Annotated in this window: 28 protein-coding genes and 1 riboswitch; of the genes, 10 read left to right on the plus strand and 18 right to left on the minus strand. The window is 34.4% G+C overall.

The window, feature by feature from the left end; all coding sequences use genetic code 11:
- The first annotated feature begins 5 nt into the window (after positions 1-5).
- The 5 genes from V5J73_RS04165 (at position 6) to V5J73_RS04185 (ending at position 4732) form a co-directional block, all read left to right on the plus strand.
- The gene (locus V5J73_RS04165) at positions 6-1481 is read left to right on the plus strand and encodes a phytoene desaturase family protein (protein ID WP_338647826.1); all 1476 of its coding nucleotides are present in this window, start codon (positions 6-8) and stop codon (positions 1479-1481) included.
- Between the two features lies 1 nt (position 1482).
- On the plus strand, positions 1483-2322 hold the full coding sequence (locus V5J73_RS04170) for a phytoene/squalene synthase family protein (RefSeq protein ID WP_338647827.1): 840 nt from the start codon (positions 1483-1485) through the stop codon (positions 2320-2322).
- Positions 2323-2370: 48 nt separating this feature from the next.
- On the plus strand, positions 2371-2811 hold the full coding sequence (locus V5J73_RS04175) for a carotene hydroxylase (RefSeq protein ID WP_338647829.1): 441 nt from the start codon (positions 2371-2373) through the stop codon (positions 2809-2811).
- 164 nt (positions 2812-2975) lie between these two features.
- Complete coding sequence (locus tag V5J73_RS04180) at positions 2976-3437, plus strand: SRPBCC family protein (protein WP_338647831.1); 462 nt, start codon at positions 2976-2978, stop codon at positions 3435-3437.
- Entirely contained in the window at positions 3437-4732 is a 1296-nt protein-coding gene (locus tag V5J73_RS04185) for a cryptochrome/photolyase family protein (RefSeq protein ID WP_338647833.1), read from the plus strand. The genes V5J73_RS04180 and V5J73_RS04185 overlap by 1 nt, the downstream gene beginning before the upstream one ends.
- A 138-nt stretch (positions 4733-4870) precedes the next feature.
- Here the strand turns inward: V5J73_RS04185 and V5J73_RS04190 are convergent, their stop codons facing one another.
- The 9 genes from V5J73_RS04190 to V5J73_RS04230 all read right to left on the minus strand — a co-directional run bounded on the left by V5J73_RS04190 (position 4871) and on the right by V5J73_RS04230 (position 12975).
- Positions 4871-6289, minus strand: a complete 1419-nt coding sequence (locus tag V5J73_RS04190) for an SDR family oxidoreductase (RefSeq protein ID WP_338647835.1) — start codon at positions 6287-6289, stop codon at positions 4871-4873.
- Between the two features lie 108 nt (positions 6290-6397).
- The gene (gene folE / locus V5J73_RS04195; RefSeq protein ID WP_338647836.1) at positions 6398-6997 is read right to left on the minus strand and encodes a GTP cyclohydrolase I FolE; all 600 of its coding nucleotides are present in this window, start codon (positions 6995-6997) and stop codon (positions 6398-6400) included.
- A gap of 52 nt (positions 6998-7049) precedes the next feature.
- The gene (locus tag V5J73_RS04200; RefSeq protein WP_338647837.1) at positions 7050-7733 is read right to left on the minus strand and encodes an SDR family NAD(P)-dependent oxidoreductase; all 684 of its coding nucleotides are present in this window, start codon (positions 7731-7733) and stop codon (positions 7050-7052) included.
- Positions 7734-7789: 56 nt separating this feature from the next.
- Positions 7790-8074 carry a TIGR03643 family protein gene (locus V5J73_RS04205; protein ID WP_196851858.1) on the minus strand — a complete coding sequence of 95 codons (285 nt, stop codon included), beginning with the start codon at positions 8072-8074 and terminating at the stop codon, positions 7790-7792.
- A 28-nt stretch (positions 8075-8102) separates the two neighbouring features.
- The gene (locus V5J73_RS04210) at positions 8103-9587 is read right to left on the minus strand and encodes a cryptochrome/deoxyribodipyrimidine photo-lyase family protein (RefSeq protein WP_338647839.1); all 1485 of its coding nucleotides are present in this window, start codon (positions 9585-9587) and stop codon (positions 8103-8105) included.
- Positions 9588-9594: 7 nt separating this feature from the next.
- Complete coding sequence (locus V5J73_RS04215) at positions 9595-10899, minus strand: DASH family cryptochrome (RefSeq protein WP_338647840.1); 1305 nt, start codon at positions 10897-10899, stop codon at positions 9595-9597.
- Entirely contained in the window at positions 10875-11009 is a 135-nt protein-coding gene (locus V5J73_RS04220) for a DUF2256 domain-containing protein (protein WP_338647841.1), read from the minus strand. The genes V5J73_RS04215 and V5J73_RS04220 overlap by 25 nt, the downstream gene beginning before the upstream one ends.
- On the minus strand, positions 11009-12316 hold the full coding sequence (locus V5J73_RS04225) for an ABC1 kinase family protein (RefSeq protein WP_338647842.1): 1308 nt from the start codon (positions 12314-12316) through the stop codon (positions 11009-11011). Before V5J73_RS04225 ends, V5J73_RS04220 begins: the two co-directional genes overlap by 1 nt.
- Entirely contained in the window at positions 12316-12975 is a 660-nt protein-coding gene (locus V5J73_RS04230) for a TetR family transcriptional regulator C-terminal domain-containing protein (protein WP_338647843.1), read from the minus strand. The genes V5J73_RS04225 and V5J73_RS04230 overlap by 1 nt, the downstream gene beginning before the upstream one ends.
- Before the next feature lie 117 nt (positions 12976-13092).
- Here V5J73_RS04230 and V5J73_RS04235 point away from each other — a divergent pair, with 117 nt between their 5' ends.
- Positions 13093-14007, plus strand: a complete 915-nt coding sequence (locus tag V5J73_RS04235; protein ID WP_338647844.1) for a TIGR01777 family oxidoreductase — start codon at positions 13093-13095, stop codon at positions 14005-14007.
- A gap of 2 nt (positions 14008-14009) precedes the next feature.
- Here V5J73_RS04235 and V5J73_RS04240 read toward each other — a convergent pair whose 3' ends face one another.
- The 4 genes from V5J73_RS04240 to rmuC all read right to left on the minus strand — a co-directional run bounded on the left by V5J73_RS04240 (position 14010) and on the right by rmuC (position 17193).
- Positions 14010-14549 carry a YceI family protein gene (locus tag V5J73_RS04240; RefSeq protein WP_338647846.1) on the minus strand — a complete coding sequence of 180 codons (540 nt, stop codon included), beginning with the start codon at positions 14547-14549 and terminating at the stop codon, positions 14010-14012.
- A 354-nt stretch (positions 14550-14903) separates the two neighbouring features.
- Positions 14904-15449, minus strand: a complete 546-nt coding sequence (locus V5J73_RS04245) for an acyl-CoA thioesterase (protein WP_338647847.1) — start codon at positions 15447-15449, stop codon at positions 14904-14906.
- Complete coding sequence (locus V5J73_RS04250; protein WP_338647849.1) at positions 15450-15815, minus strand: 6-phosphogluconate dehydrogenase; 366 nt, start codon at positions 15813-15815, stop codon at positions 15450-15452.
- Between the two features lie 7 nt (positions 15816-15822).
- A complete protein-coding gene (gene rmuC, locus V5J73_RS04255) occupies positions 15823-17193 on the minus strand; it encodes a DNA recombination protein RmuC (RefSeq protein ID WP_338647850.1) in 1371 nt (456 codons plus the stop codon).
- A 137-nt stretch (positions 17194-17330) separates the two neighbouring features.
- Between rmuC and V5J73_RS04260 the strand changes: the two genes are divergently transcribed.
- Entirely contained in the window at positions 17331-17972 is a 642-nt protein-coding gene (locus V5J73_RS04260) for a Pr6Pr family membrane protein (RefSeq protein ID WP_338647851.1), read from the plus strand.
- 60 nt (positions 17973-18032) lie between these two features.
- Here the strand turns inward: V5J73_RS04260 and V5J73_RS04265 are convergent, their stop codons facing one another.
- A complete protein-coding gene (locus V5J73_RS04265; RefSeq protein WP_338647852.1) occupies positions 18033-18398 on the minus strand; it encodes a hypothetical protein in 366 nt (121 codons plus the stop codon).
- Between the two features lie 171 nt (positions 18399-18569).
- Between V5J73_RS04265 and V5J73_RS04270 the strand changes: the two genes are divergently transcribed.
- Both V5J73_RS04270 and V5J73_RS04275 read left to right on the plus strand, forming a co-directional pair.
- Positions 18570-19154, plus strand: coding sequence for a pseudouridine synthase (locus tag V5J73_RS04270; protein WP_338647853.1), 585 nt, complete (start codon positions 18570-18572; stop codon positions 19152-19154).
- A 24-nt stretch (positions 19155-19178) separates the two neighbouring features.
- A complete protein-coding gene (locus tag V5J73_RS04275; protein WP_338647854.1) occupies positions 19179-19643 on the plus strand; it encodes a tRNA (cytidine(34)-2'-O)-methyltransferase in 465 nt (154 codons plus the stop codon).
- A gap of 87 nt (positions 19644-19730) precedes the next feature.
- Here the strand turns inward: V5J73_RS04275 and V5J73_RS04280 are convergent, their stop codons facing one another.
- Genes V5J73_RS04280 through V5J73_RS04290 form a run of 3 tightly spaced genes read right to left on the minus strand, consistent with a single transcriptional unit; the run spans position 19731 to position 22712 of the window.
- A complete protein-coding gene (locus V5J73_RS04280) occupies positions 19731-20513 on the minus strand; it encodes an ABC transporter ATP-binding protein (protein WP_338647855.1) in 783 nt (260 codons plus the stop codon).
- Entirely contained in the window at positions 20513-21544 is a 1032-nt protein-coding gene (locus V5J73_RS04285; protein WP_338647856.1) for an iron ABC transporter permease, read from the minus strand. The genes V5J73_RS04280 and V5J73_RS04285 overlap by 1 nt, the downstream gene beginning before the upstream one ends.
- Before the next feature lie 25 nt (positions 21545-21569).
- A complete protein-coding gene (locus V5J73_RS04290) occupies positions 21570-22712 on the minus strand; it encodes an ABC transporter substrate-binding protein (protein ID WP_338647857.1) in 1143 nt (380 codons plus the stop codon).
- 312 nt (positions 22713-23024) lie between these two features.
- Positions 23025-23354: riboswitch (cobalamin riboswitch) on the plus strand.
- A 107-nt stretch (positions 23355-23461) separates the two neighbouring features.
- On the opposite strand from V5J73_RS04290, the gene V5J73_RS04295 reads away from it, so the two are divergent.
- Positions 23462-25417, plus strand: a complete 1956-nt coding sequence (locus V5J73_RS04295) for a TonB-dependent receptor plug domain-containing protein (RefSeq protein WP_338647858.1) — start codon at positions 23462-23464, stop codon at positions 25415-25417.
- Positions 25418-25505: 88 nt separating this feature from the next.
- Here V5J73_RS04295 and V5J73_RS04300 read toward each other — a convergent pair whose 3' ends face one another.
- Entirely contained in the window at positions 25506-26126 is a 621-nt protein-coding gene (locus V5J73_RS04300) for an N-acetylmuramoyl-L-alanine amidase family protein (protein ID WP_338647859.1), read from the minus strand.
- Positions 26127-26254: the final 128 nt, after the last annotated feature.

Here is a 26254-nt window from a genome sequence, read left to right on the forward strand (position 1 = left end):
AACAAATGAAAGAAATAAAAAAAATTACAATTATAGGTTCTGGGTTCTCTTCGCTTGCGGCTTCTTGTTATTTAGCGCAAAGTGGTCATGATGTTACTGTTTATGAAAAAAACGCAACAATTGGCGGAAGAGCACGACAATTAAAGATAGAAGGTTTTACGTTTGATATGGGACCAAGTTGGTATTGGATGCCCGATGTGTTTGATCGTTTTTTTGCTGATTTTGGAAAAAAAACAACCGATTACTATGAGCTAATAAAGCTATCACCAGCATACCGTGTGTATTATGGCATCGATGATTTTATTACTATCGCAGACAATCTGACGGATATTATCTTTGCTTTTGAGGAAATCGAAAAAGGAAGTGGCAAAATACTAAATGATTTCATGGCTGAAGCCAAAAGCAATTATGACATCGCCATCAAAGATTTAGTGTACCGTCCAGGAGTTTCTCCTTTAGAGTTGATAACCGTTGAAACAGCCAAAAAAGTAGGCCAGTTTTTTAGTAACATTAGTAAAGATGTACGCAAGAAATTCAAAAACGAACGATTAATCCAAATTCTCGAATTTCCAGTTTTGTTCTTAGGAGCGAAACCTTCAGACACTCCCTCGTTTTATAGTTTTATGAATTACGCCGATTTTGGTCTTGGAACTTGGCATCCTAAAACAGGAATGTTCGACGTGGTTCGTGCAATGGAAAGTCTAGCCAGAGAATTGGGTGTGAAATTTGAAACGAATGCCACTATTGAGAAAATAATTGTTAACAATAAAACAGCCAAAGGGTTATTAGTCAATGGTGAGACGATTGCTTCTGATTTGATTTTGAGCGGCGCAGATTACCACCATACCGAAACGCTGTTGGATCAAGAGTATCGTGCGTACTCAGAGAAATATTGGGATAGCCGTGTTTTTGCACCGTCGTCCTTATTGTTTTATGTTGGTTTCAACAAAAAAATAGAGAATATCTCGCATCATGCCTTGTTTTTTGATGTTGATTTTTATCAGCATGCCAAGGATATTTATGACGAACCACAATGGCCACAAGAACCATTGTTTTATGCTAATTTTCCTTCTGTTACAGACAAAACTGCTGCTCCAGAAGGAATGGAATCTGGATTTTTCTTAGTGCCTTTGGCACCAGGAATCAATGATACAGAGGCTTTACGAGAAGAATATTTTGATAAAATTATCGATCGCTTTGAAGCTTTAACACAGCAAAGTGTCAAAAATAATATTATATTTAAAAAATCTTTTTGCAAGAATGATTTTGTGTCAGAGTACAACTCCTACAAAGGAAATGCATACGGAATGGCAAATACACTATTGCAAACCGCGTTTTTGAGACCTAAATTGAAAAGTAAAAAAGTAAAGAATTTATATTTCACAGGTCAATTGACCGTTCCGGGACCAGGCGTTCCACCGGCATTAATTTCTGGGAAATTAGTGTCAGAATTAATTAATAAGCAATTTTCAGAGCAATAGTATGAAGCAATTATTTGATGATGTATCTTTTAAATGTAGCAGGTTAGTTACAAAAAACTATAGCACTTCTTTCTCATTGGCGGTTTACATGTTGTCGCCAAGTATTAGAGATGGTATTTATAGTATATATGGATTTGTTCGTTTTGCCGATGAAATTGTAGATTCATTTCATGGTTTTGACAAGGAAAGTTTAATCACGGAGTTTGAAGACGAGTATTACAAAGCAATAGACCGCGGAATCAGTCTAAACCCCATTTTGAATTCTTTTCAACAAACGGTAAAGCAATACAACATTTCCGATGATTTAATTCAAGCTTTCTTACGAAGTATGAAATTGGATCTTATCAAATCAGATTACCACAGCAAGGCTGAATATGATGATTACATCTATGGCTCTGCTGATGTAGTAGGATTGATGTGTCTTAAGGTTTTTGTGGCGGGTGATATTGAAAAATACAATCAACTCAAAGACGAAGCTATGCGATTGGGTTCCGCTTTTCAGAAAGTCAATTTTTTAAGAGATTTAAAGGATGATAATCTAGTCCTGAACCGTAATTATTTCCCAGGTGTCGACTTGAATTCCTTCGATGAAAAAGCTAAAACTGCCATCATTAATGAAATCGAAGAAGACTTTAGAGTAGCTTATGAAGGAATTGTGAAACTGCCTATCGAAGCTAAATTTGGTGTCTACACTGCCTTTGTGTACTACAAAAAACTGCTTAAAAAATTAGAAAATACTCCTTGTGATGAAATTGGAAATGCAAGAATTCGAGTTTCTAATTATACTAAAGCAGGTCTTTTAGCACAGTCTTTTGTGACGTATAAATTGAAGTTGGTTTAAATTATCGCTTACTTTTTTAAAAATTGTTATACTTAAATACAGAATAAAATGATATTTTTTTTGATTTTTCTAGGTACTTTTTTAATGATGGAATGTGTCACTTGGTGTACCCATAAATATGTGATGCACGGTTCCATGTGGTACTTTCATGCGGATCATCACCAGCCTAAATATGCCAATATTTTCGAACGCAACGACATCTTTTTTGTGATTTTTGCTGCGCCTAGTATTGCGCTGTTTTATTACGGAGTCGAAGGTGGTTTGAATTACAAGTTTTTCATTGGCTTGGGTATTATGTTCTATGGCTTGTGTTATTTTTTAATTCATGACGTTTTAATTCATCAGCGTTTCAAGTGGTTCAAAAACACAAACAACAAGTATTTAGTAGGCTTGCGTAAAGCACACAAAGTACATCACAAACATTTGGGTAAAGAGCACGGTGAGTGTTTCGGAATGTTATTTGTGCCCTTCAAATACTATAAAATATAAGTTTAATTGGGGCGTGTCCCCGCTTTCACTAGCGTTACAGCGGGGTCGGGCAATCCGTTCCCGCTTTTTTTTGACCACCGTGTCAGGATAGTCAAAAAAAGAGCTCCACTGCTGTCCCTCACGCGAGCCCGTTCAAACGACACTATTATCTTAAAATACCAATCATGAAAATATACAAACAAGAAACCGTTCAACATGTAAATGCAACTGTCGAAGAATGTTGGGCTTTTTTCTCCAATCCAAGAAATCTTCAAAAAATCACACCGGAAGGAATGGGTTTTCAAATCACTGATTTTGACCAAAAATTAATGTATCCGGGCCAAATTATTCAATACAAAGTAACGCCACTCTTTGGGATTAGCTTATCGTGGATGACCCTGATTACTTGTGTGAAGGAAAATAGTTATTTCATAGATGAACAAAAATTTGGTCCTTATAGTTTTTGGCACCACAAGCATTTCTTTGAAGCAACACCTGCTGGAACTAAAATGACAGATGTGGTACACTACGGTTTACCGCTTGGTTTTTTAGGACGAATCATGAATGCATTAGTAGTAAAGAATAAGTTGAAATCCATTTTTGAGTACCGCGTGACTAAAGTGGACGAAATGTTTAATAGAAAATAATGAGCAAGCAAGAAATAACACTTTTCTGGTTTAGACGCGATTTACGTTTAGAAGATAATATTGGATTATTCCATGCCTTACAATCTAAATATCCAGTCATTCCGTTGTTTATTTTTGACGATTCCATTTTGGATAAGTTGCCAAAAAACGATGCTAGGGTAGGTTTTATTCATGAATCGCTTGCTAAAATAACTACACAATTACAAGAAATTGGGAGTTCACTTTTAGTAAAAAAAGGAAAGACTCTTGGTGTTTGGCAAGAACTTATTCAAGAGTTTGAGGTCAAAGAAGTGTTCTTCAATAAAGATTATGAACCGTATGCAATTGCGCGTGATACAACTATTTGTGAACTTTTAGAAACCAATAAAACCATTGCTTATTCTTTTAAAGACCAAGTCATTTTCGAAGAAAAGGAAATTACAAAAGCCGATGGTTTACCGTACACGGTGTATACATCTTTTAAAAATAAGTGGTTGGAAAAATACAAGTCAATGGCTCCTGTTCTTGAATATGATGCCACGGATCTTTTTGCTAACTTTTATAAGAGCAATTTTGATTTTCCTACATTAGAGCAAATAGGATTCGAAGAAAGTCCTATAAAAGTAAAGCCACACAACTTAAAATTTATTTCAAATTATCACGATATACGCGATTTTCCAGCAATGGACAAAACCTCCTATTTGTCACCACATTTGCGTTTTGGAACTGTAAGCGTGCGGAAATTAGTAAATTGGGCGTTTCATAAAAATGATGTCTTTTTGAGCGAATTGATTTGGAGAGAATTCTTCATGCAAATCCTTTTCAGTTTTCCAAAAGTTGTTAACCGAAACTTCAAATCGGCTTATGATGGGATTCAGTGGCGCAATAATGAGGAGGATTTCAAGCGTTGGTGTACCGGAACCACTGGTTATCCTATGGTTGATGCTGGAATGCGCCAACTTAATGAAACAGGCTACATGCACAACAGAGTGCGCATGGTGGTCGCTAGTTTTTTATGCAAGCATTTATTAATCGAGTGGCAGTGGGGCGAAGCCTATTTTGCTGAGAAATTGTTGGATTATGAAATGTCAGCTAATGTTGGGAATTGGCAATGGGCCGCAGGAACCGGTTGTGATGCGGCACCGTATTTTCGTGTATTCAATCCGGAGATTCAACAGAAAAAGTTTGACGAAAAAGGAGTCTACATCCGCAAATGGATTAAGGAATTCGATTTAGGATATGGAAAACCTATGGTAGAGCATGCAATGGCTAGAGATAGAGCGATTGCTACGTACAAAGCTGGAATCCTGAAGTAATTTGTTTAACATATAAGTCATGTGAGTTTTTATAATAAGATACTTGTAATTTTTTGGAATTGATATTACTTATATGTTTTAAAAAGAAGTATCTACTTTGATTTTTTTGAACTTATATGACTTATATGTTTAAAAATATTATTTAATCAATTTGTTCAGCATTCCATTAAAAATAAAGCCGTGAAACGGCAAAACAGAATACCAATATAATTTCCCCCAAATTCCTCTGGGTCTAAACGTAGCTGATTGATACAAGGTATTGTTGATTATTTTGAATTCGAGCCAGGCTTCACCCGGCAATTTCATTTCGGCAAACAAGATTAATTTTCCTTCCTCTTTATTGGCATACAAAACGCGCCAAAAGTCGAGTGCATCTCCAGAATGAATGTCGTGTCTATTGGTTCGTCCTCTTCTAGAACCTACACCACCGTATAATTTGTCTATAAACCCACGTAAACTCCACAGCCAATCACCATAATACCAACCCGAATCACCGCCAATCGACCAGATCTTATTTATAGTATAGTCACGGTCAATAATTTCCATTTTTCTTCTGTCAATAAAGCAATCCTTTTTTGGAACTTTTAAATACTCCGACAAATTGCTGCTAAAACGCCCGCTGATTAAGGAATCTTTCCAACTCGAAGCTACTTTGTCTTCGTCTACTTTTATCAAAGCACGGGAAAGCGCTTGTTTGTAGGTCATAGGCGTAACATTTAATAATGCATTGATGCGGTTGTCACTACAAACCACTTCTACTTTCATACTGCTCACAAGTGCTGACGCGAGTCTATAGGATGTTGAGGTTACAAAATACAGCCAATAGGAAGATAGTTTAGGTGTCATTACTGGTATGGTAAAAATCCATCGTTTTAGATTTTTGGCCTTGGCAAAACCCAAAAGCATTTCTTTATACGTTAAAATATCAGGTCCTCCAATATCAAAACTCTGATTGAAGGTTACTGGATTTAGTAATGATTTTGATAAAAACTCAAGTACATCAGGAATGGCAATCGGTTGGCACTTGGTATTGAGCCATTTTGGGGTAATCATTATAGGAAGTTTATTGACTAAATCTCGAATAATTTCGAACGAGGCGCTACCAGAACCTACTATAATGCCAGCTCTTAATGTAGTTGTAGCGAAGGTTCCAATATTTAATATATCTTCTACTTTTTTTCGTGAGGATAAATGTTTGGAGAGTGATGTGTCATTGACAATCCCACTCAAGTAAATGACTTGTTTAACTTTAGTTTCATTCATTAGTTGCACAAAATTTAGTGCTGAGATGCTTTCTAATTCATCATAATTATTCGCTGAGCCCGACATAGAATGAATTAAGTAATAGGCTGCATCAATGGTTTCGGGAATTGCAGATAAGGATTCTTCGTCTAAAAAATCAACTTCGATTACAGTTACTTTTTGTTGAAACTCAACGGGGCAATAGAACCTATTCTTATCCCTCACACAGCAAATTACATCGTGACCTTGGGCTACCAATAAGGGTAATAATCGCTTTCCAATATAACCCGTTGCACCTGTTAAGAGAATTTTCATGGCTGTGTGAATTAGGTTAACAAAGAAAGGAAATTACGCAATAGTTAAATTTTGTAATTTCCTTCTGTGAATTTAGGGTTGATTTGTAATTTTTATCTGAAGATAGAATTAACTTAATTTATTGGAAACTAAGCTGATAAATTCTTTTCTTGTTTTGTCTTTCTCGAAAGCTCCTGTAAAAGAAGAAGTCGTGGTAACTGAATTCTGTTTTTGAATGCCTCGCATTTGCATGCACATGTGTTGGGCTTCAATCACAACAGCAACTCCAAGTGGATTCAACGCATCCTGAATACAATTTTTAATCTGGTCTGTCAATCGTTCTTGTACTTGCATTCTTCGTGCAAAAGCATCCACAACTCTTGGGATTTTACTTAAACCTACAATTTTACCATTTGGAATATAAGCCACGTGTGCTTTTCCAAAAAACGGTAACATGTGGTGTTCGCACATCGAGTACACTTCGATGTCTTTTACCACAATCATTTGCTGATGGTCTTCGGTAAACATGGCTGATTTTAGGATTTCCAGAGGATCTAATCCGTAACCATGTGTTAAGTATTGCATCGCTTTGGCCACACGCTCTGGTGTTTTTTCTAAACCTTCACGAGTTACATCTTCGCCTAAATTATCAATTATTACTCTATAATTATCCGCTAATGCTTCTGTAATTTCGGTATCGTATTGTTCAATTTTTTCGTAACTTTTCATTTCTTTTATCATGGTATGCTGTATTACTATTTTAAGTTTGCTAATTTTATTTTTAAATTTTAAAAGTCACGATTCCGTAATCCATTTCAAATATTTGACCTGAAATAGATTTTGCATTTTCCGAAATCAAGAAGTTGGCCATATTCGCCACTTCTTCGGGTTTTAAATACCCTTTCATCGGGTGACGCTCTACCATGTTTTCTTTCATGCGGTCATTTCTCAAAATACCTGCTGAAAGTGACGTTTCGGTAATCGTGGGAGCAATGGCATTGATGCGTACTACCGAAGCCAGTTCTGCTCCCAGCGATTTTACTAATCCTTCGATTCCAGCTTTTGCAGTAGCGATACTAGCATGAAACGGCATTCCTAATTTTGCGGCTACCGTGCTAAACAAAACAATCGATGGATTAGTTCCTTTTTTTAAAACAGGTAAATATTTTTGTATGGCCTTTACTGCGCCAATGACATTAATTTCAAAATCATTTCTGAAATCATCGATGCTTAAACTCCCTATTGGTTTCAAATTGATAGAACCCGGACAATATATTAGGGTATCTACTGTTTCAATGTCAGGAAGTGAATCCTGCAGTACATCTACTGAAAAATGTTTAAGGTTGGGATGTGTGATGTCTGGCGCATTTCGGCTAATGTTGTACACCATATTTTTTTCTAGTTGTTGCAACAGAATAGCACTACCAATTCCTTTACTACCACCTATAATTACTATGTTTTTCATATATTATTCAATCAGTTATTTAAAATATATTTTAGATTTATCAATTTTTTCTATTATTATCTTTTAGAAATTTTATTATTGTTAATTTGTCTCTGCATCGTACACTTGAAACGACCTTCACGAAAATCTCTTAATTTTTCGTGTTTGGTTTTGCGGCCTTGTACTCTTTCACGCCACATTCTAAAACTCGAAGGTTTCATTTCGGTACGCATCAAGTCAATTACTTCTTGTTCTTTTAATCCAAATTGCATTAAAATGGCATCAAAAGTGGTTCGGTCTTCCCAAGCCATCTCAATGATTCTATCTTTTTCTAAATCAGTTAGTTCTTTTTTTGTATTCATAAATTATATTTTTATTTCCATTAAAATATTATTCGCTGTCTCCAATATCGGCCATGGTGTGTAACTTTAATATCCTTGAACTTTCTTCTTTTACCAATGGATTTTTCTTCATTTTCCATAAAAAATCACTAGCAAATTTTCTCGTTCGTTCCATATTTACAATGGGTTTTGGATAACTAATTCCTACTTCAAAATCATTAAATTTTTGGTCTAAATAAGTCATTTTATAGGGTTCATGCACAAAAGCCCGTGGCAAGTTGCGCAATTCAGGAACCCATTTCTTAATAAATTCACCATCTGGATCGTGTTCGTAACTATTCTTTATTGGATTATATATACGTAACATATTGATTCCCGTTTCACCAGCCTGCATTTGCAACTGCGGAAAATGAATTCCAGGTTCAAAATCCAAGAACATTTGTGATAAATGTTGTGTGGCTTCTTGCCAAGGTTGCCATAAATTATGAGTGAAAAAAGACACTAACATCGCACGCATTCTAAAGTTCAAATAACCAGTTTGATTCAAGCAACGCATGGAAGCATCGATTAAAGGGAATCCTGTTTGTCCCGTTTTCCAGGCTTCAATATAATTTTCATTGACTTTCTTTTTTAAAGAATGAAATCCTTTATTCACACTTTCAAACTCCATGATTTCTTCCATCTCAAATTTTTGTATGAAATGTGCCTGCCAAGTCAGCCTAGATATAAAAGAGTCAATTTGTTTTTTATGGCTACATGTCAATCGGAACGTGGCCGCTTTCTGCAATACTTGTCTGGACGAAAGATTTCCCCACGCAATGTAGGGAGATAATCTGCTGCAACTTTTTCGCGCTAATAATGGTTTAGAGATGTGCGAACTATAATTATGATAGCGCTCTTCAAAGAAATTTTGTAAATATTTCCCAGCCATTGTGCTTCCTCCTTTTTGAAAAACAGTATTCGGGATTGTTTCTAAATTGACCTTTTCCAATGTTTTTTCCAGTTCGATAATAGCTTCGATATGAAGAAAATTTTCTGCTTTCGAATCAAAAATAAATAGAGGTTCATTCATGTATTTTTCCCACTTTGAAACCCAATTATTTCTGTTTTTCAACGCTCTGAAAATTCCGTTATTAGTGTTTTCAATCCAATTAATTAGATTGTTTTTGCAAAATCGTTTGAAGGTTTTATCTCTTTCATAAGTGATTTTTAAACCGGTTTCCTGGTGGGAGTATACGGTATCAATCTTGTACGTTTCCTCTAGGATGTTAAATACCTGCAGCACCTCAGAAGTTACAGCGAGTACTCTCGTGTTCGATTGTTCCAACTGTTTATTGAGGTCTAATAGGGATTGCTTGATAAAATTCCAATGTCTTGAGCTGTAATGCGAGTCATTTTCTAAAGATTTTTCAAATACATAAAGCAACAAAGTGGGTATGCCTGATTGCGTTGCATTAAAAATCGCCTCGTTATCCTGTAAACGAAGGTCTCTTTTAAACCAAACCACATTGATATGTTCCTTGTTAGTATTCATTTAATTTTTAAAATAATTGTTGTTGCAGCCATAATTTTTGGAATTTTGATTGTCCGTCATAATTCTCGGCTTGTAACTTAATATTGAATTTTCTATCTCTGGGATCGTTGCCTACACCGGAAACATACATCCAATTGCCGTAATTGCTATGTACGTCATAATCTAGTAACATAGCTTCAAAATACGTAGCTCCTATGCGCCAGTCTAACAGAAGATTCTTTGCAAAATAAGACGCCACATTTTGCCTGCCGCGATTGCTCATCCATCCTGTTTGCTGCAATTCGATCATGTTGGCATTTACAAAAGGTTCCTGTGTGTTGCCTTTGATCCAGTTGTTTATAGCTGATTGATTGCTTTTCCAATCGTATTTTTTATCTAAAATTCCTCCAATTTTAAAAATGGAATTCCCGTTTTTCAATGATATATATTTAAAATAATCCCTCCAAATCAGTTCGAAAATTAACCAATAAGTCGAATCATTTTTCTCGATTTGTTGCTCGTATTTAACAATTTCCCAATAAATACTCTTCGCCGAAATAGAACCGTTTGCCAACCAAGGAGAAAATTTCGAACTAAAATCAGTTCCAATTAATCCGTTACGAGTGAGCTTGTAAACACTTAATTTTTTGGTTTCCCAAAAATAACTGTGCAGCCTTTTCAGTGCTTCATCTTCGCCACCAAGAAAAGGGAACGCCGTTCTGGAGTCTATTTCAAAAGCAGTAAACTCTAGTGTTGCCATGCTTGGAATCACAGTTTCATTTGTGCTCCAATTTTCTTTAGGCATGGGTTGAACTGAAAATTGAGGTCGGATTTTCGTTGATTTTTCACACTTATTTCTGAATTGTGTAAAAACATTTGGAATCGATTGGATTTCAAACGGAATATCTTCAGGATGAAATAAGAACTGATTGTAAGTAGCTGTGAAAACTACTGATTCCGAAACTTTTAATTTTATATTTTCTAAAACTTCCATTTCCTCACTGGTCCATTCTTCTTGGAAGTAAACAGAAGTGATTTCATTTAGAGCAATAATTTCTGGAATCGAATCTTCGGGTTTTTGGTGATAAACCAAAAGCGAAATATTTAATTTTTCCAGATTTTGTCGCAATGCAGTTACCGATTCAATTAAGAATTGAGCCCGATATTTCTCTGTTTTCTTAAAACCAAATCGTGTTTGCTCATAATGTCTTGGGTCAAAAAAGTACACCGCAATTACGGTTTCATTTTCATTAATAGCATTTGTCAACGATTCGTTATCATGAACTCTCAAATCATTTCTAAACCAAACTAACCCTTTTTGTTTCTTTTGCATTTTTCACTACAGTATTTGACTTCGTCCCAAACTTTTTCCCATTTTTTCCGCCAATTAAATGGTCGGTTGCAAACCAAACACATTTTAGAAGGCAGATTTTCTTTCTTCACTAGTTGTATTTTTCAAATTCATTAACGACAATTGTCGCTTTCAAATCAAACATCAAATTGTACAATCCAAAAAACGTTCTATTCATGTAAATGAAATGTTTAGATCCTCTATTGCCGTTCATTTTACGCAAATTCGTGTCTTTTGAAAATCGTTCTCCTAATTGTGCAATGCTTTCAAAGAAGGCTGCATCAGAAAAATCAAAAATTTTAGTTTGAAATGGCTTGGTGAATAGCGATAATAAATCGTAAAACATTTGCGTGAAATAGGCCACTTCTTCTTTGGAATCATCCGCTCTAAGAATTTCTAATTCGTATAATTTTTGGCTAAAAAGTTTTTTGTTGTCAATAACTTCCTTGTTTATCAATTCAAAATAAGGAATGTAAAAGTCATTTGGAATTTGTTTCATACATCCAAAATCTAACGCAACCAACTCGTTTTTATCGTTGACCAAGAAATTTCCCGGATGTGGATCAGCATGTACTTTTTTCAGAATATGAATTTGGTACATATAAAAATCCCATAAGGCTTGCCCAATTTTATCTGCGACTTCCTGATTGTCATTTTTATTTGTGAATTCCGAAAGATGTATTCCCGTCATCCAATCCATCGTGATAATTTTCTCTGATGAAAATTGAGAATAGTAATTTGGGAAAACCAGATTTTCAATCTTTTTACAGGCTTCAACTACTTCTTGGCTTTGTTTTAGTTCCAATAAATAGTTAGTTTCCTCAACCAATTTGTCTTCAACTTCCTTGAAATATTTATCAGAATCTTTTCCTTGAAGGTTGAACATTCTAATCGCAATTGGTTTTACCAAAGCTAAATCAGAGGAAATACTATTGGCTACGCCAGGATACTGAATTTTTACGGCTAGTTTTTTACCATCTTTCATGGCAACATGCACTTGCCCAATACTTGCTGCGTTAACGGAGTTTGCATTGAATTCATCAAAAATTTCGTATGGTGTTTTACCAAAATTTGTTTTGAATGTTTTTAGTACTAATGGCGCAGAAAGTGGTGGTACCGAAAATTGAGAAAGCGAAAATTTTTCTACGTAGGCCTGTGGCAAAAAACTTTTATCCATACTAAGCATTTGCGCAACTTTCAGCGCACTTCCTTTCAGACTTTTTAATCCGTCATAAATATCTTCGGCATTGTCTTCGTTGAGTTTATCACGAGTCAAGTCAGAATTGACTATTTTTTCGCCGTAATATTTCAAGTAGTTTACACCAACTTTTGCTCCGGTTTGTACTAGTTTTGTCGCCCTTTCAATTTTTGAAGTAGGAATATAATCTATCGTTTTCATTACTTGTTGTATATTTTTTCTTTGAAAATAAATTTTCCAAAGTCGATTAAGCTCTCCAGAGGAGCAATATTCATCAATTCAAAAGAAGCTTTTACTGACTTCTCAATATAGATGTCTGTTTTTTCAAAAGAGGCAGAAGAGTCATCTAGCCAAAATTTTAATGTCAATAAAAGTTGAATCCATGACGTTTCTTGAAATGCTTTCTCTTGGAATTTTTGAATTTTTTCTTGTTGAATTCTAAAATCGTCAGACATAATTCCTGATAGGTATTCCTTGAAACTAGTTCTTAGTTCAGCGAGCTGCATCAGTTTTTTTAATTGATTGTTGTGTTCTTTTAAAACGAGTACTACATAACTTCTGTTTGCCGTTAGAATCTCAAAAAAAGTAAAATAGAAACTTAGCATTTTACTTTTCATATCATACGTTTCATATTCTTTGTTTTTGTTCAACAATTCTACCGTCTTTTCGAGAAACATTTTAAAAATCTCTTTCTCGATACTTTCTATAGTTCCAAAAAAGGAGTAGAATTCAGTTTCTGTAAAATCATTCATCTTTGCAAAATGATGCACTGATTTTGGTTTTTCACTATGATCGAGAACGTAGTTCATATACATTGAAACTATTTTGTCCTTTGTTAGTATTGTCTTTTTAGTAGCCATTTTTAGTAAATTTCAAATTAAAGTATAAAGGTAGTAAATGTTTAACGATATATTAATAAAGTTAAACAAAATTTAATATAATTTTATATCATTATAAATCATTAGCTTTACATTATTATGAAAAAAAATGTTTTAATAAGCGGAGGTTCTGGATTTATTGGTAGTCATTTAACAGGTTTATTGATTGCGAATGGGTATTCAGTTTCTATCCTAAGTAGAAATGAAAAACAAAATAAAGGAGACATATTCTATTACAAATGGGATGTTGCCAATCAGACAATAGATGAAAAAGCAGTTTTGAATGCAGATTTTATTATCCACTTAGCAGGTGAAAATATTGCAGAGAAAAGATGGACTGCCAAACGAAAAGCTGAAATTATTGATAGTAGAGAAAAGTCAACTCAGTTGTTGTATGCTGTTTTAAAAAAGAATAATAAAAAGTTGGATGCTTTTATTTCTGCTTCGGCAGTAGGTATTTATGGTGCTATAAATGGGGAGGAAATTTGTTCAGAGGATTCAACTTATGCAAATGATTTTCTGGGGTACACCTGTCAGAAATGGGAAGGCGCTATAGATTTTATTGAAAACCTAAACATTCGCACGGTAAAAATCCGTACTGGATTAGTATTAGGTAAAAATGATGGTTTTCTAAAAAAACTGATTCCTTTGTTTCAATTTAGATTGGGATCTGCATTGGGATCTGGAGAGCAATACATGCCTTGGATTCATGTGGATGACTTGTGTGCCATCTATTTGCAGGCAGTTATGAATCCAAATATTGAAGGTGCTTATAATGCAGCCGTTCTTGATAATACCACTAATTCTATTTTTTCTAAAACCCTAGCACGTATTTTTGGTTATTCTATTTGGTTGCCTAATGTTCCGGCTTTTGTACTAAAATTGGTCATGGGCGAAATGGCCGTAATTGTCTTGACCGGAAGAAGAGTGTCCTCAGATAAAATTGAACAGACGGGTTTTCAATTTCAATTTAAAAATCTGGAAGAAGCGCTACGAAATTGTTTAATGAAATAAATTTATTGTAAGACATAAATAATTTGAGTGTTTACTTTTTTAGCTATTTTGCTACGAACAATAAATGGGATTTCAATATTAAAATCGTCCGTATTTAAAGGGAAACTAGCGATAAGTTCAATTCGCTTCCCTACTTTTTTTAGGGAACTACTAATGCGGATTTTTTTAGTTCTACCATGAATCGTGATTTTTCCAGTTATTTGATATTCTTTATCGGCTGAATTGATATTTTTTAAATCAAATTTTTCAATTTCACCTTTGAAAACAGCTCTTGGAAACCGTTTGCTTTCCATATAGTTGTCATTGAAGTGTTCTTTCATCAAGCTTCTTTCAAATTTGAAATCTTTAATATTCATCCAGCAAGTAATTTGGCCAGTCTTAGTTAGTAAAATACAAGTAGTCTTTTCATTAGTTGCTTTTACTTCTTCAAATAACGGAACTGATGCTTCAAAATGTGTGATTCCTTCATAAGTCACCATTTTATCTTGAGCAATAGCCTGCATTGTAATAATGAAGAATAGTAGTAGCGTAATTTTTTTCATAGTGGTTTATGAATTAAATTACTTAAAGTTACGAAATTAACTGATAACATAAAAGTATTGAGCCGTTGAAAAATCTCCAAATTCGTTAATTTTTCTAGGTTTTTTAATCAGAAATTAAAGTACAGTATTAGTAAAAAACAGCTTTACTAAGGATATAAGTATTTGGAACTATTAAATGTCGTACAATAAAATGAGTAAAATAATATTTAACATAGGCGTCATATAAGCATTAAATCTTAAATGACCTTATTCTTACTTAAGTTATATAAGCCTAAGACAAATGAAACTTAAACTTATGTGATTTATAAGCTAAAAAAAATACGACATTGTTTTATGCTTATTGCTTAGTTGTAGTTACAGCTCTAACTTAATGTTGTATTTTTTTAAGTTTTCTAAGGATTCTTTTGAAGTGTAATCAAATTTTTCTTCATGTAGATCTTTTTCCTTTTTTAAAGCTATTTGTTTGATGCAGTTGCAAAAGCGACGAACTTCATTCATATCAGACAAAATTAATCCTGGAACCAGCATACTATTGCCATCTTTGTCCTTGGCAACCATCGTAAAATAGGAAGAATTACAATGTTTTATTTTTCCAGTTTGAATATTTTCGGCTTCTACTCGAATCCCAATAATCATGGAGCTATTGCCCACATAATTCACACAGGCTTTCATAGTTACTAGTTCGCCTACTTCAATTGGTTTGAGGAAATTTACCGTATCGACAGATGCAGTTACACAATAATTTCCTGAAAATTTAGAGGCACAGGCAAAAGCAATCTGATCTAATAAGGACAAAATATATCCACCATGTATCTTACCGCTAAAATTAGTGTGTGACGGCAACATCAATTCCGATATTTTGATGTCAGAGGAAGCTACGGTTTTAAAAGTACGATTCATTTATTTTATTTTAAAAGGAGAATTCACTTTTTTGACTTCTGTAATAAAATAGCGAGTATCACCCCACCATGGAAATGTTCTGTACCGTTCTACATAATTTACCTGAACATATTGCCCTTCTAGCTCTTGTAAGTCGGCAATTACTTTTTCCTCACTATCCATCACAGAAAAAGTAAAAATTTGTGCTCCTGAAATTCCTTGGCTTATTTCGCCTTCCCAAGTTTTGAATGCAACTCCTTTGCGACTTACTTTTATCAATTCGCCTGAGCGTACCCCTTCGCTATACGTCGCTGTGTATAAAAAAGTAAAATAACCAGCAACTGATACTACTAGTACTAACGCCATTATCATTAAAAATTTTCTCATTTTGAATTTAGTTTAAAAGTTGATTTTCATCTTTTTCTGCTCTGTTTATGATGCTTTCTGGAAGCGCTTTTTTGGCTTTAGCTCCCATCTTTTTCAATTTCTCCACACTCACGATCAGATTTCCTTTTCCTTCTACTAGTTTGTTCATGGCGCCACTGTATTCTGTTTTGCTTTCGTCTATCTTCTTTCCGATTTTGATTAGATCAGCTACAAAACCCTCAAATTTATCGTATAAAGCTCCCGCTTGTCTTGCAATTTCGAGTGCATTTTCCTGTTGTTTTTGGTTGGTCCACATACTGTCAATAGTTCGCAACGTAGCTAATAAAGTGGCAGGCGTAACAATGACAATGTTTTTTTCGAAGGCCTTATTGTATAATGTGGTATCCTCATTAAGCGCCATGGCAAAAGCCGGTTCGATAGGGATGAATAGCAGCACAAAATCAGGGCTTTCTATTTGATATAAATCTTGGTAATTTTTATTGCCTAACTGCTCTACGTGGCGCTTTATGGAATTGACGTGTTCTTTTAAAAATCCAACTTTTACATCGTCATCTTCTTCATTGATGTACTTTTCATAAGCGGTCAAAGAAACTTTAGAATCGACAATCATCTTTTTACCATCCGGTAAATTGATGACAACGTCAGGGAAAACGCGATTTCCGTCTTCGGTAGTAAAGGCTTGTTGCACTTCATATTCACGCCCTTTTTCCAAACCTGATTTTTCAAGAACACGTTCTAAAACTAATTCGCCCCAATTTCCCTGCATCTTGCTGTCGCCTTTTAAAGCTTTGGTTAGGTTGATGGTTTCCTTGCTCATTTGAATATTCATTTCTCGTAAGCCTAGAATTTGTTGGCGCAAAGCCGCATGATAATCAATACTTTCTTTATGAGTGTCCTCGACTTTCTTTTCGAACAATTGAATTTTATCCTGTAAAGGCGACAAGATGTTTTTCATATTTTCTTTGTTCTGTTCTGTGAATTTATTGGACTTTTCGTCTAATATTTTGTTGGCGAGATTCTCAAATTCTTTGGTGAATTTTTCTTGCAGTTTCTCGACTTCTTCTTTTTGTTCTTTGTTGCGTTCCCAAAGATTCTCAAAATCTACTTCTTTTTTTGAAAGCTGAATGGCTAAACTGTCTTTTTCGTTCCTAATGCTTTCTTTTTCAGTATTGGTGGTTTCTAATTGTTTTTCAAAAGCTACTTTGTCACTAGTAATTTGCTCTTTTAGTTGGTTGAATTGGGAAGTAAAAGCAATTAGTTTTTCTTCTAAACTGATTTTTTCCGATTGGAATCGGGCGGAGAAAATGAGTTTGCCAATAAAAATACCAATAGCGAGAGCAACGATGAAAATCAATAAAAACGGAAGCATATTTGACATAAAATTTCTTTTTGTAAGTTTGTAAAAATAAACAAAAGTTTCCTTCCTTCCTTTCGGAAATCAAAATAGTATCTCAAGTTTTAGCATTCATGGATTTGTAAATGTAGTTGGCAATTAATTTTTATACTTTAAAAAATATGCAGGATAAATCTTTAAAATTGAATTCTCGTTTTTTTGCAATTATTGCTATTGTCGGTTGGTTTGCGGTTGTATTACAATTGTACCTTATCATTATCAATCGGGTGGTGTCACTTTCGGAAACGATTGTTCGGTTTTTTAGTTTTTTCACGATTCAATCTAATATTTTAGTGGCAGTTTGTTTTACTTTTCTTTGGCTGAAGCCAAAATCCAAATGGGGATTGTTTTTTTCGAAACCTAAAAACACAACAGCAATTACGTTATACATCACCATTGTTGGAATTGTTTACAATGCAATTCTTCGTTTTTTATGGGCTCCAACGGGTCTGCAAAAAGTAGCAGATGAGTTATTGCATTCGGTCATTCCAATATTGGTTTTACTATATTGGATTCTATTTGTCCCTAAGAAAACATTGGAATTCAAAAACATCTTTCCGTGGTTGATCTTCCCTGCAGTGTATTTGGTTTACACGTTAGTTCGGGGCGCTTTTTTTAGTTTTTATCCCTATCCATTTATAGATGTGATACTTTTGGGTTATGAAAAAGTATTGATTAACAGTTTTTTTATGCTATTGGCTTTTCTTTTTTTTGGAACGTTATTCATTGGAATTGGGAAATTAAGAAGTAATACTTTAGAATAGAAAATTAAAAAGACCAATAGGAATTAGATTCGTATTGGCCTTTTTGCACTAAATCAATTATTATTCATCCAGTTTTATATTCCCTCGGTCTTCCTTATTATCTGGATGGGAATTTGGATAACGGTTAGCAGTAATGTCCGAGTTATGATCTTTATTTTCGACCATTTTTTTAGCTTGTTCTTCAGAAACATTTGCAATATCAGAGCTTAAATTTATAGGAGTACTATCCTCATTCTGTTCAAGAGTTCCGTCTATATTCCTTGCTCTTTGGACAATTTTTTGATTTCCATGACTATCAGTTTCTACTTCTGATTTTAAATGGGATACTTCAGGATTCGTATTTTGGGCTAGATTCTGACCGCTTAATCCTTCGTTTATATTTTGCTTATTATTTGTTTTTTTTGAACCTAAATCGTTGCTTTCCATGCTCTTTAATTTTAACGCTAATACTGTTAGCTTCTATAAGATTACGTCTTTTAAACAAAGGAATTCAATCATTTAACATAGCTTTTGGTTTACACCAATAAATGTATGGCGACACTATTTTAAATCCAGCGAAAACAAAACTATCTTTGCACACACAATTAATACACTAAAATGTCTCATTCTCATTTCATCATTCATAAGCCTTACGGGTATCTGAGTCAGTTTATTTACGAATTAAAAAGAAAAAAGAAACTGCTGGGTGAATTGCACGGTTTCCCAAAAGGAACTATGGCAATTGGTCGTCTTGACGAAGATTCAGAAGGGTTATTGCTATTAACTACGGATGGAATGATGAGCGAAATCATCCGTAGTAAAAAAGTAGATAAGGAATATTATGTACAAGTTGACGGAATCATTGATCAAGAAGCCATTGAGCAATTGCAAAAAGGAGTTGAAATAGGTTTCAATGGCACGAAATACATCACTAAACCGTGTAGAGCGTTTTTGATAAATGAAATTCCCGCTTTTGGCGCAAGAGGAAAAAAAATACGGGATGAACGTCATGGTCCTACGTCTTGGGCTTCGATAACGGTAAATGAAGGGAAGTTTCGCCAAGTCCGAAAAATGACTGCCGCTGTTGGTTTTCCTACGTTACGATTGGTTCGCGTTCGAATAGGAAACGTACATCTTAATGATTTGCAGGCTGGAGAAGTTTTGGAAGTATCTGATTTTGCAGTCGATTCGAATGAAAAATAACAATAAAAAATAACAATAATTACAATGTTAAACATCGTTTTAGTAGAACCCGAAATACCAAATAACACCGGAAATATTGGCCGATTGTGCGTAGGCACTGAAAGCCGTTTGCATTTAATTCATCCTTTTGGTTTTGTGATCAATGATAAAAATCTAAAACGTTCTGGTTTGGATTATTGGGTGCATCTTGACGTGACCGAATATCAAAATGTAGCCGAATGGAAAGCGCAGATTCCAGATTTATCTCGAGTTTTCCTGATGAGTTCTCATGCTTCAAAATCCTATTTAGAAACTGATTTCCAAGATGGTGATTGGTTAGTTTTTGGCAAAGAAAGCAAAGGCTTGAGCCAAGAGGTACTAAATTTATTCGCCAATGAAAATCAACTTAAAATCCCCATGTCAGCCTTAATTCGCAGTTTTAATATTGCTAATTCTGTTGCTTTTGTTGTGGGCGAGGCGAGAAGGCAGATTGGATTGAAGATTTTTTGATTAACGATTCTTGATTTCAGATTTTGCGGGAACAAGATATAAGTTTTTAAACTCAGTGAACTTCTTGCCTTCTTAGAGTCTTTGTGGTTAAGTTATTACAAACTTTCCTTTTTCAGCATCAAAAACAATATGTTCGTCTTTGAACAAGGTGTTGAAACTACCTTTTGCAATGAAATTACAAGGCTCATCTTGCAAGACGGTTTCAGGCGTCATGATAATCATTTCGTCAGTCAATTGTATCGCCATATCGATATCATGGGTAGAAAATAAAATGCATTTACCGGTTTCATGAGCGAGTTTTTTCAAAAGTTTGAATAAAGCTACCTTATGTAATAAATCCAAATGGGTAGTGGGTTCGTCCAAAATTATTAATGGAGTATCCTGTGCCAAAGCTCGTGCAATCAATACTTTTTGCAATTGCCCGTCACTAATCTCATAATGTTTTTTGGTGGCTAAATGACTGATTTGTGTCAGTTCCATAGCTTCACTGATTTTTACAATGTCAATATCAGATAAAGTTCCCATCCAATTGGTGTAGGGCTGTCTTCCTAAAGCAATGAGTTCAAAAACGGTTAAATTACTCGGGGGTAATTTTTCGGTTAAAACGATACTTAGGTTTTGGGCCAAGTCCAAAGGTTCATAATCAGTGATTTTCTTTTCATTCAAGAAAACTGCACCCAAAAGCGGTTTCTGGATTCCAGTTATCGTCTTTAAAAGTGTTGATTTTCCAATGCCATTGGCTCCAATTAAAGCAATCAGTTTTCCTTTTTTTAAAGCAATAGAAATATCCGAAGCCACTACGATTTTCTCTTTTTTATGAGAATAACCGATGCTGATTTGAGACGCTTGTAAGATGATTTTGTTTTCCATTAGGCAATCATTTTTTGTTTTCTAACCAATAACCAAATGACAACTGGAGCGCCAATTATTGAAGTTACGGCATTGATTGGTAACATAATTTCTAACGCGGGTAATTCTGAAATCACATCACAAAAAAGCAGTATCGAGGCTCCTAAAAGTAACGTACTCCAATACAAAATAGAATGGTTGCTGGTTTGAAAGATCAATTTAGCAATATGTGGCACGGCCAATCCTATAAAGGCGATAGGACCAGCATAAGCCGTTATACTTCCCGCTAAAATACTCGTTGCAAAAATGATAATTAACCGTGTTTTTTTGAAATTTAAACCTAAACTGCGAGCGTAATTCTCACCCAACAGTAATGCATTTAGGGGCTTGATGCTAAATAAACTTAATAATAAACCGATGCCTACACAAATCGTTAGAATTGATACAGAAGACCACGACAAATTGCCTAAGTTTCCCATGGACCAAAATGTGAATTTTTGCAATTGTTCCGCCGAACTAAAGTACGTAAGAACGCCAACTATTGCACTCGTGAAACTACCAAACATTAATCCCACAATTAAGATGGCCATGGTATCGCGCAACCGTTGTGAAACAACCAAAACTGCAAGTAATACGACTGAACTCCCAATAGTTGATGCTAAAACAACTCCATACGATGACAACAAAATAGTACTCAAAAAAGGAGGAAGTAAACTTGCTCCTAAAATTACAAAAGCGACACCTAAACTAGCACCAGAACTCAATCCTAAAACATAAGGTCCTGCCAATGGATTACGAAACAAAGTTTGCATCAGCAAGCCACTTATAGATAATCCCATTCCAACAAGAATTGCAGTAATGGCTTTGGGTAAACGATAATTGATGATGATGTATTCCCAAGTAGATTTACTCGCTTGACCACCAGTTAAACTAGTATAGATTTCTTTAAAAGGAATGGAAATAGAGCCAAAACTAATGTTTACAAAAAACAAAAGAATAAGCCCTAAAGTAAGCAATATAAATAGAATCGTATTTCGTTTTTGATTGTTCAATTGTCGTCTATTTGTACTATTATATTTAATTTAGTTTTTGTGCAAAAGTAAAAGTATAATTTGGAAGCAGTTCCGGATGGAAGATTTTAATGCAATCTTTCAAGACTAAATCCGGTCTGCTTGGTGCTAATTCATAATAGATGGTTCCTCCAGTAGCACCTAATTTACTTTCAAAAGTATACACATTATTAGATTTTAAAGCATCAAATTGATTGTAATGCGGATTGCTGTTTTTTAACTCGGTTATACTTTTAAAAGATCCCGTTGCAATCCAATATTTCGCTGTTTTTGCTTTCTCTAATATTTTTTCAAATGGTAAGCTAAGGCTTCCTGTACCTTCGACGTTTGCCCATAAATAATTTGCTTTGGCATCCTTCATAAATTGGGCTACCCAGCTATTTCCTCTTGCCACATACCACTGATCTCCATACATGGATCCGTATAAAACAGTTGCAGTTGGTTTTTGAGCTGCCACTAATTGTATACCATCATTGTAATTTTTTACGATTTCATCAAAAAGTGTTTTGGCTTCCTTTTGTTTTCCAAATAAAGCACCGTAAAGCTTAATCCATTCGGCTTTTCCTAGTGGTGTTTGTTCCATCCAGTCTGCTTGAATAAGCACTTTAAGGCCGCTTTTTTGTAAATTATCAATCATCGGATTGTTGTTGTCAATTCCAAAAGTTACAATTAAATCAGGGGCCAATTCAATGAGTTGTTCCATGTTTAATTTCTCATTTTGTCCGATGTTTTTAACACGACCGGCATCAATTCGTTTTCTGGTTTTTTCGGAAGAAACATAATCGGTGTGCGGAAAGCCCACAAGTGATTTTTCAACTCTCAGCATTTCCAAAAAAGGAATATTAGTTGTCGAGGTAACCACAATCGATTGCAAAGGAACTTGAATTGTGGGATATTTTTGTAAGCTGTCAGGAATGCTGCCGTTTTTTTCTTTTAAGATGTAAGTGAAGTTTTTATTGGCTTCAGGCCAAGGATTTGAAACCTTTACAACGGAATAGCCTTCGAAAGTATTGATAGAAAGTCCCGAAGCATATTTGATTGTGTTTTCTGAATTAGTACTTCCTTTTAGGTCTAGGTTTTCACTTTTTTTACATCCAACGATAGTGGCAAGCGAGAAAACAAAAAGGATTAATTTAAAGAAGAATTTCATGATTTAATTTTATTATAGCAACAAAGGTATATCAAAATTATACAATTTCTTGTTTATTTTTGGCAGTAAAAAATTGAACAAGTTTGCTATTGGGTACTAATACTGCGAATGTTGAACTTCTTTTTATTTACTAGCCGTTTGTATAATTTCAATTTTATTATGTTGTGATAAGGAACATAGTGAAGCTTTGTTTATTGTTTAATTTTTTTTAATTCTAAAATACGGTTCAGAAAACTGCAGATTTTTAAGGTTCTCAAATTCCTTAATGATAAAATTAAGAATTGTTTAGGTTATAAACTTATTAAAATTTTATCTTTGCTGCCGTATTGAGGTTGTGGTTTAATTTTTTTTAGATCGCATTAAAAGGGAATCAGGTGAAAGATTTCAGATTTTAGGTTTCAGATTTTAGGTTTAAATCCTAAATCAAGAATCCTAAATCTTAAATTAAGAGTCCTGGGCTGTACCCGCAACTGTAAGCTATCCAGCTTGTTGTTATCTACAAAACCACTGTTTGTAATTGTAGATTTTAGAATGTAGGTTTTAGATTATATATCTAAAGTCTTAAATCCTAAATCTAAAGTTTGAATGGGAAGGTAAACAACAAGACGCAAGCCAGGAGACCTGCCTATTACATCGAGTATCAAACTTTCGGGAAAAAAGGTTTGGGTATGGGTCATTCTGTGCTTTTCTCCCAATTTTAGTAATGGAGCAGTATCAAAAAAAAGAACTGCTGCAAAATGTTTAATTAAATGAACAAAAAAATCGTTCGTATTAGTGCGTTGTGCGTGCTAATAACAAGCTGTGCATTTGCGCAACAAAGTGAAGCTATTTCTTCACAAGATGAATTGAAAGAAGTAGTAGTCTCTGACTCTAAATTTGCTCTGGCAAAGGAAAAATCAGGAAAAGTAATCACTAAAATTACCGCTCAGGATTTAAAAAATAAAGCGGGACAAAACCTTGCGAACATCTTAAGTGCTGTAGCTGGTTTAGAAATTAACGGTAACCAAAGTGCCGCAGGTAAAAATTTAGGATACTACATTCGCGGTGGAAAAAACAACCAAGTATTGATTCTTATTGATGGGATTCCTGTAAATGATGCCTCAGGAATAAGTTTTGAGTATGATTTGCGTTTGCTTCCTATTGATCAGGTAGAGAGTATCGAAATCATGAAAGGAGCAGCAAGTACCCTTTATGGATCTGGTGCTGCAACAGGTGTGATCAGCATCACATTAAAAAAATCAGGCAAAAAAGCCATTCAAGGAAATGCGTATGTAAATGTAGGAACAAATAATACAGCAACTTCAGATAAAACAAGTGCACAAAGTTATAATCAAGGTTTTTCAGTAAATGGAAAGGGGAATAAAGTCAATTATTTTGCCTCTTTGAGTAGTACTGAAATTATGGGAATGTCACAAATTGCTCCGCTAACTCCAACAGATAAATATGAAGAAGATGACTTCTCTCGAATCAATTATTTAGCGAAAGTAGGATACCTTGTTTCAGATAAATTAAAATTGGATTTTTTTGGTAATTATGATAAAGTTAGTACTGATTATGATGCTTCTTTTGATAATACGGGTTTTAATGATACGGATTTGAATACCACAATGTCAGAACAATTTCGTTTTGGTTTTCTTCCAAAATACAAATATGCAAAAGGAGAATTCAACTTGAATTCTAGTTTTAATAAAATTGTACGAACGTATAATGATTTTGATTTTTACTCAAACAAACCAGGATTTTCACAGTATGAATCACGAAGCGTCAATCTTGACGGGTTTAACAAGTATGAAGTTACGGAGCGTTTCTTTTTTGTGGCAGGAACACACTATCAGTTTCATGATATGAATAGTGTGACACCGTATGGTGGGATTTTGAAAGAAGCTACTAAATTTAATATGATTGACCCTTATATTACAGGCGTTTTTACATCGGATTTAGGATTGAATTTGAATGCTGGCGCACGATTGAATATTCATAGTCAATATGGAAATCAGTTGGTTTACAATCTAAATCCATCATTCGACTTTCAGACTATTCCTTTGAAGATCTTAGCTTCTTACAGCACTGCCTTTGTGACGCCAAGTTTGTACCAATTGTACTCTGAATATGGAAATGCAGATTTGACACCAGAGAAAAACAGAACTATAGAAGTGGGTTTTGAAACACAATTTTTAGACAAAAAACTCAAGCTAAATACAGTTGCTTTCCATCGCGAACAAACTAATTTTATTGGTTTCTATTTTGATCCAGTAACATTTGATTCCAACTACATTAATATCGATGGATTAAGTAAAGCTAAAGGTGTTGAGACAGAAATCTCTTTTGCCCTGAGCGCTAATATCAATTGGAATTCTAATTATACTTTCACGCAAGTAGACAGTGCCTTAGACCGCTTGATTCCGAAACATAAAGTTAATTCTGCTTTGGGTTTTCAAATAAATAGCCGCTTGTTCTGGGGAGTTGATTACCAGTATGTGGCTAACAGAAATGATGCTTTTTATGATGGAAATACTTTTGCTACAAAAAAGATTGTTTTAGGCTCCTATCAGTTAGTTAACACTTCGGTTCGTTATGAATTGGTGAAAAATAGATTGTCTATTTTTGGAGCAGTGAGTAATATTTTGAACGCTGATTTTGTAGAGAATGTGGGTTATAATACTTTGGGCAGAAATTTCAAATTAGGTTTAAATTTCATACTCTAAAATTTTAAATAAGAAGGTTATTTGTAATTTGGAAACGAAAAGAGAGACAATCAGCGGTGAAAGTCTCTCTTTTTTATATGCAATAGTTTTATTTTAATTCTGAAACAAACGAGATAATCGTAGCTGCAATTTTATCTTGTTCTTTATCATTCATTAAGTAGGCTCTGTCAGATAAATTAGAAAGATAGCCTAATTCAACAACGATAGCCGGTGCAGTTGATTTTTTTAAAATAAAAAAAGGAGCTTTCTTTACTTCAGATGATGGTACGGTGTTGTTCTGCATAAATTTAGTACGAAGGGCATTAGCAATTAAAACGGATTTTTCGCTAACCACAGATTCATTGGCAACGTAAAACTCCATTCCAGATTTAGCTACATTCGCACTTTGGTTCACGTGCAAAGACAAAACCAAGTCTGGTTTGATGGTATTAATAATAGCAGCACGATCTGATAAGGAGAGGTATTTATCTTCATTTCTCGTTAGATGAATCACTACATTTTCATTTTTATTCAAGAATTTTATTTTGTTGGTAATTTGTTCAACAATTAGTTTTTCAGTACCAGAACTTGAAGTTGCCCCAAAGTCAGTACCGCCATGTCCTGCATCAATAACAATATTGATTTGCGGGGTCTTTTTAGGAATTGGTTTTACAAATGCGAAAGAAACTAAGGTAGCACAAGCTAGAAATAATGGAATTGATTTTCTCATCTGGTTTTGATTTAAGGGGTTATGCAATATAAACTTACAAAAAAATAATTTATTGTCTGGGTTGAAATTAATTTTGAACAAGGAACAGTAAATAAGTAGTTCCCAAAATGGATCCAATATTTAAAAAA

Source organism: Flavobacterium sp. KS-LB2, from assembly GCF_036895565.1.
Lineage (GTDB): Bacteria > Bacteroidota > Bacteroidia > Flavobacteriales > Flavobacteriaceae > Flavobacterium.

What these genes read in the sequence shown, in the direction of transcription:
- V5J73_RS04165 (WP_338647826.1), top strand. Translation starts at nt 6, where the DNA reads ATGAAAGAAATAAAAAAAATTACAATTATAGGTTCTGGGTTCTCTTCG.
- V5J73_RS04170 (WP_338647827.1), top strand. Translation starts at nt 1,483, where the DNA reads ATGAAGCAATTATTTGATGATGTATCTTTTAAATGTAGCAGGTTAGTT.
- V5J73_RS04175 (WP_338647829.1), top strand. Translation starts at nt 2,371, where the DNA reads ATGATATTTTTTTTGATTTTTCTAGGTACTTTTTTAATGATGGAATGT.
- V5J73_RS04180 (WP_338647831.1), top strand. Translation starts at nt 2,976, where the DNA reads ATGAAAATATACAAACAAGAAACCGTTCAACATGTAAATGCAACTGTC.
- V5J73_RS04185 (WP_338647833.1), top strand. Translation starts at nt 3,437, where the DNA reads ATGAGCAAGCAAGAAATAACACTTTTCTGGTTTAGACGCGATTTACGT.
- V5J73_RS04190 (WP_338647835.1), bottom strand. Translation starts at nt 6,289, where the DNA reads ATGAAAATTCTCTTAACAGGTGCAACGGGTTATATTGGAAAGCGATTA.
- folE (WP_338647836.1), bottom strand. Translation starts at nt 6,997, where the DNA reads ATGAAAAGTTACGAAAAAATTGAACAATACGATACCGAAATTACAGAA.
- V5J73_RS04200 (WP_338647837.1), bottom strand. Translation starts at nt 7,733, where the DNA reads ATGAAAAACATAGTAATTATAGGTGGTAGTAAAGGAATTGGTAGTGCT.
- V5J73_RS04205 (WP_196851858.1), bottom strand. Translation starts at nt 8,074, where the DNA reads ATGAATACAAAAAAAGAACTAACTGATTTAGAAAAAGATAGAATCATT.
- V5J73_RS04210 (WP_338647839.1), bottom strand. Translation starts at nt 9,587, where the DNA reads ATGAATACTAACAAGGAACATATCAATGTGGTTTGGTTTAAAAGAGAC.
- V5J73_RS04215 (WP_338647840.1), bottom strand. Translation starts at nt 10,899, where the DNA reads ATGCAAAAGAAACAAAAAGGGTTAGTTTGGTTTAGAAATGATTTGAGA.
- V5J73_RS04225 (WP_338647842.1), bottom strand. Translation starts at nt 12,316, where the DNA reads ATGAAAACGATAGATTATATTCCTACTTCAAAAATTGAAAGGGCGACA.
- V5J73_RS04230 (WP_338647843.1), bottom strand. Translation starts at nt 12,975, where the DNA reads ATGGCTACTAAAAAGACAATACTAACAAAGGACAAAATAGTTTCAATG.
- V5J73_RS04235 (WP_338647844.1), top strand. Translation starts at nt 13,093, where the DNA reads ATGAAAAAAAATGTTTTAATAAGCGGAGGTTCTGGATTTATTGGTAGT.
- V5J73_RS04240 (WP_338647846.1), bottom strand. Translation starts at nt 14,549, where the DNA reads ATGAAAAAAATTACGCTACTACTATTCTTCATTATTACAATGCAGGCT.
- V5J73_RS04245 (WP_338647847.1), bottom strand. Translation starts at nt 15,449, where the DNA reads ATGAATCGTACTTTTAAAACCGTAGCTTCCTCTGACATCAAAATATCG.
- V5J73_RS04250 (WP_338647849.1), bottom strand. Translation starts at nt 15,815, where the DNA reads ATGAGAAAATTTTTAATGATAATGGCGTTAGTACTAGTAGTATCAGTT.
- rmuC (WP_338647850.1), bottom strand. Translation starts at nt 17,193, where the DNA reads ATGTCAAATATGCTTCCGTTTTTATTGATTTTCATCGTTGCTCTCGCT.
- V5J73_RS04260 (WP_338647851.1), top strand. Translation starts at nt 17,331, where the DNA reads ATGCAGGATAAATCTTTAAAATTGAATTCTCGTTTTTTTGCAATTATT.
- V5J73_RS04265 (WP_338647852.1), bottom strand. Translation starts at nt 18,398, where the DNA reads ATGGAAAGCAACGATTTAGGTTCAAAAAAAACAAATAATAAGCAAAAT.
- V5J73_RS04270 (WP_338647853.1), top strand. Translation starts at nt 18,570, where the DNA reads ATGTCTCATTCTCATTTCATCATTCATAAGCCTTACGGGTATCTGAGT.
- V5J73_RS04275 (WP_338647854.1), top strand. Translation starts at nt 19,179, where the DNA reads ATGTTAAACATCGTTTTAGTAGAACCCGAAATACCAAATAACACCGGA.
- V5J73_RS04280 (WP_338647855.1), bottom strand. Translation starts at nt 20,513, where the DNA reads ATGGAAAACAAAATCATCTTACAAGCGTCTCAAATCAGCATCGGTTAT.
- V5J73_RS04290 (WP_338647857.1), bottom strand. Translation starts at nt 22,712, where the DNA reads ATGAAATTCTTCTTTAAATTAATCCTTTTTGTTTTCTCGCTTGCCACT.
- V5J73_RS04295 (WP_338647858.1), top strand. Translation starts at nt 23,462, where the DNA reads ATGAACAAAAAAATCGTTCGTATTAGTGCGTTGTGCGTGCTAATAACA.
- V5J73_RS04300 (WP_338647859.1), bottom strand. Translation starts at nt 26,126, where the DNA reads ATGAGAAAATCAATTCCATTATTTCTAGCTTGTGCTACCTTAGTTTCT.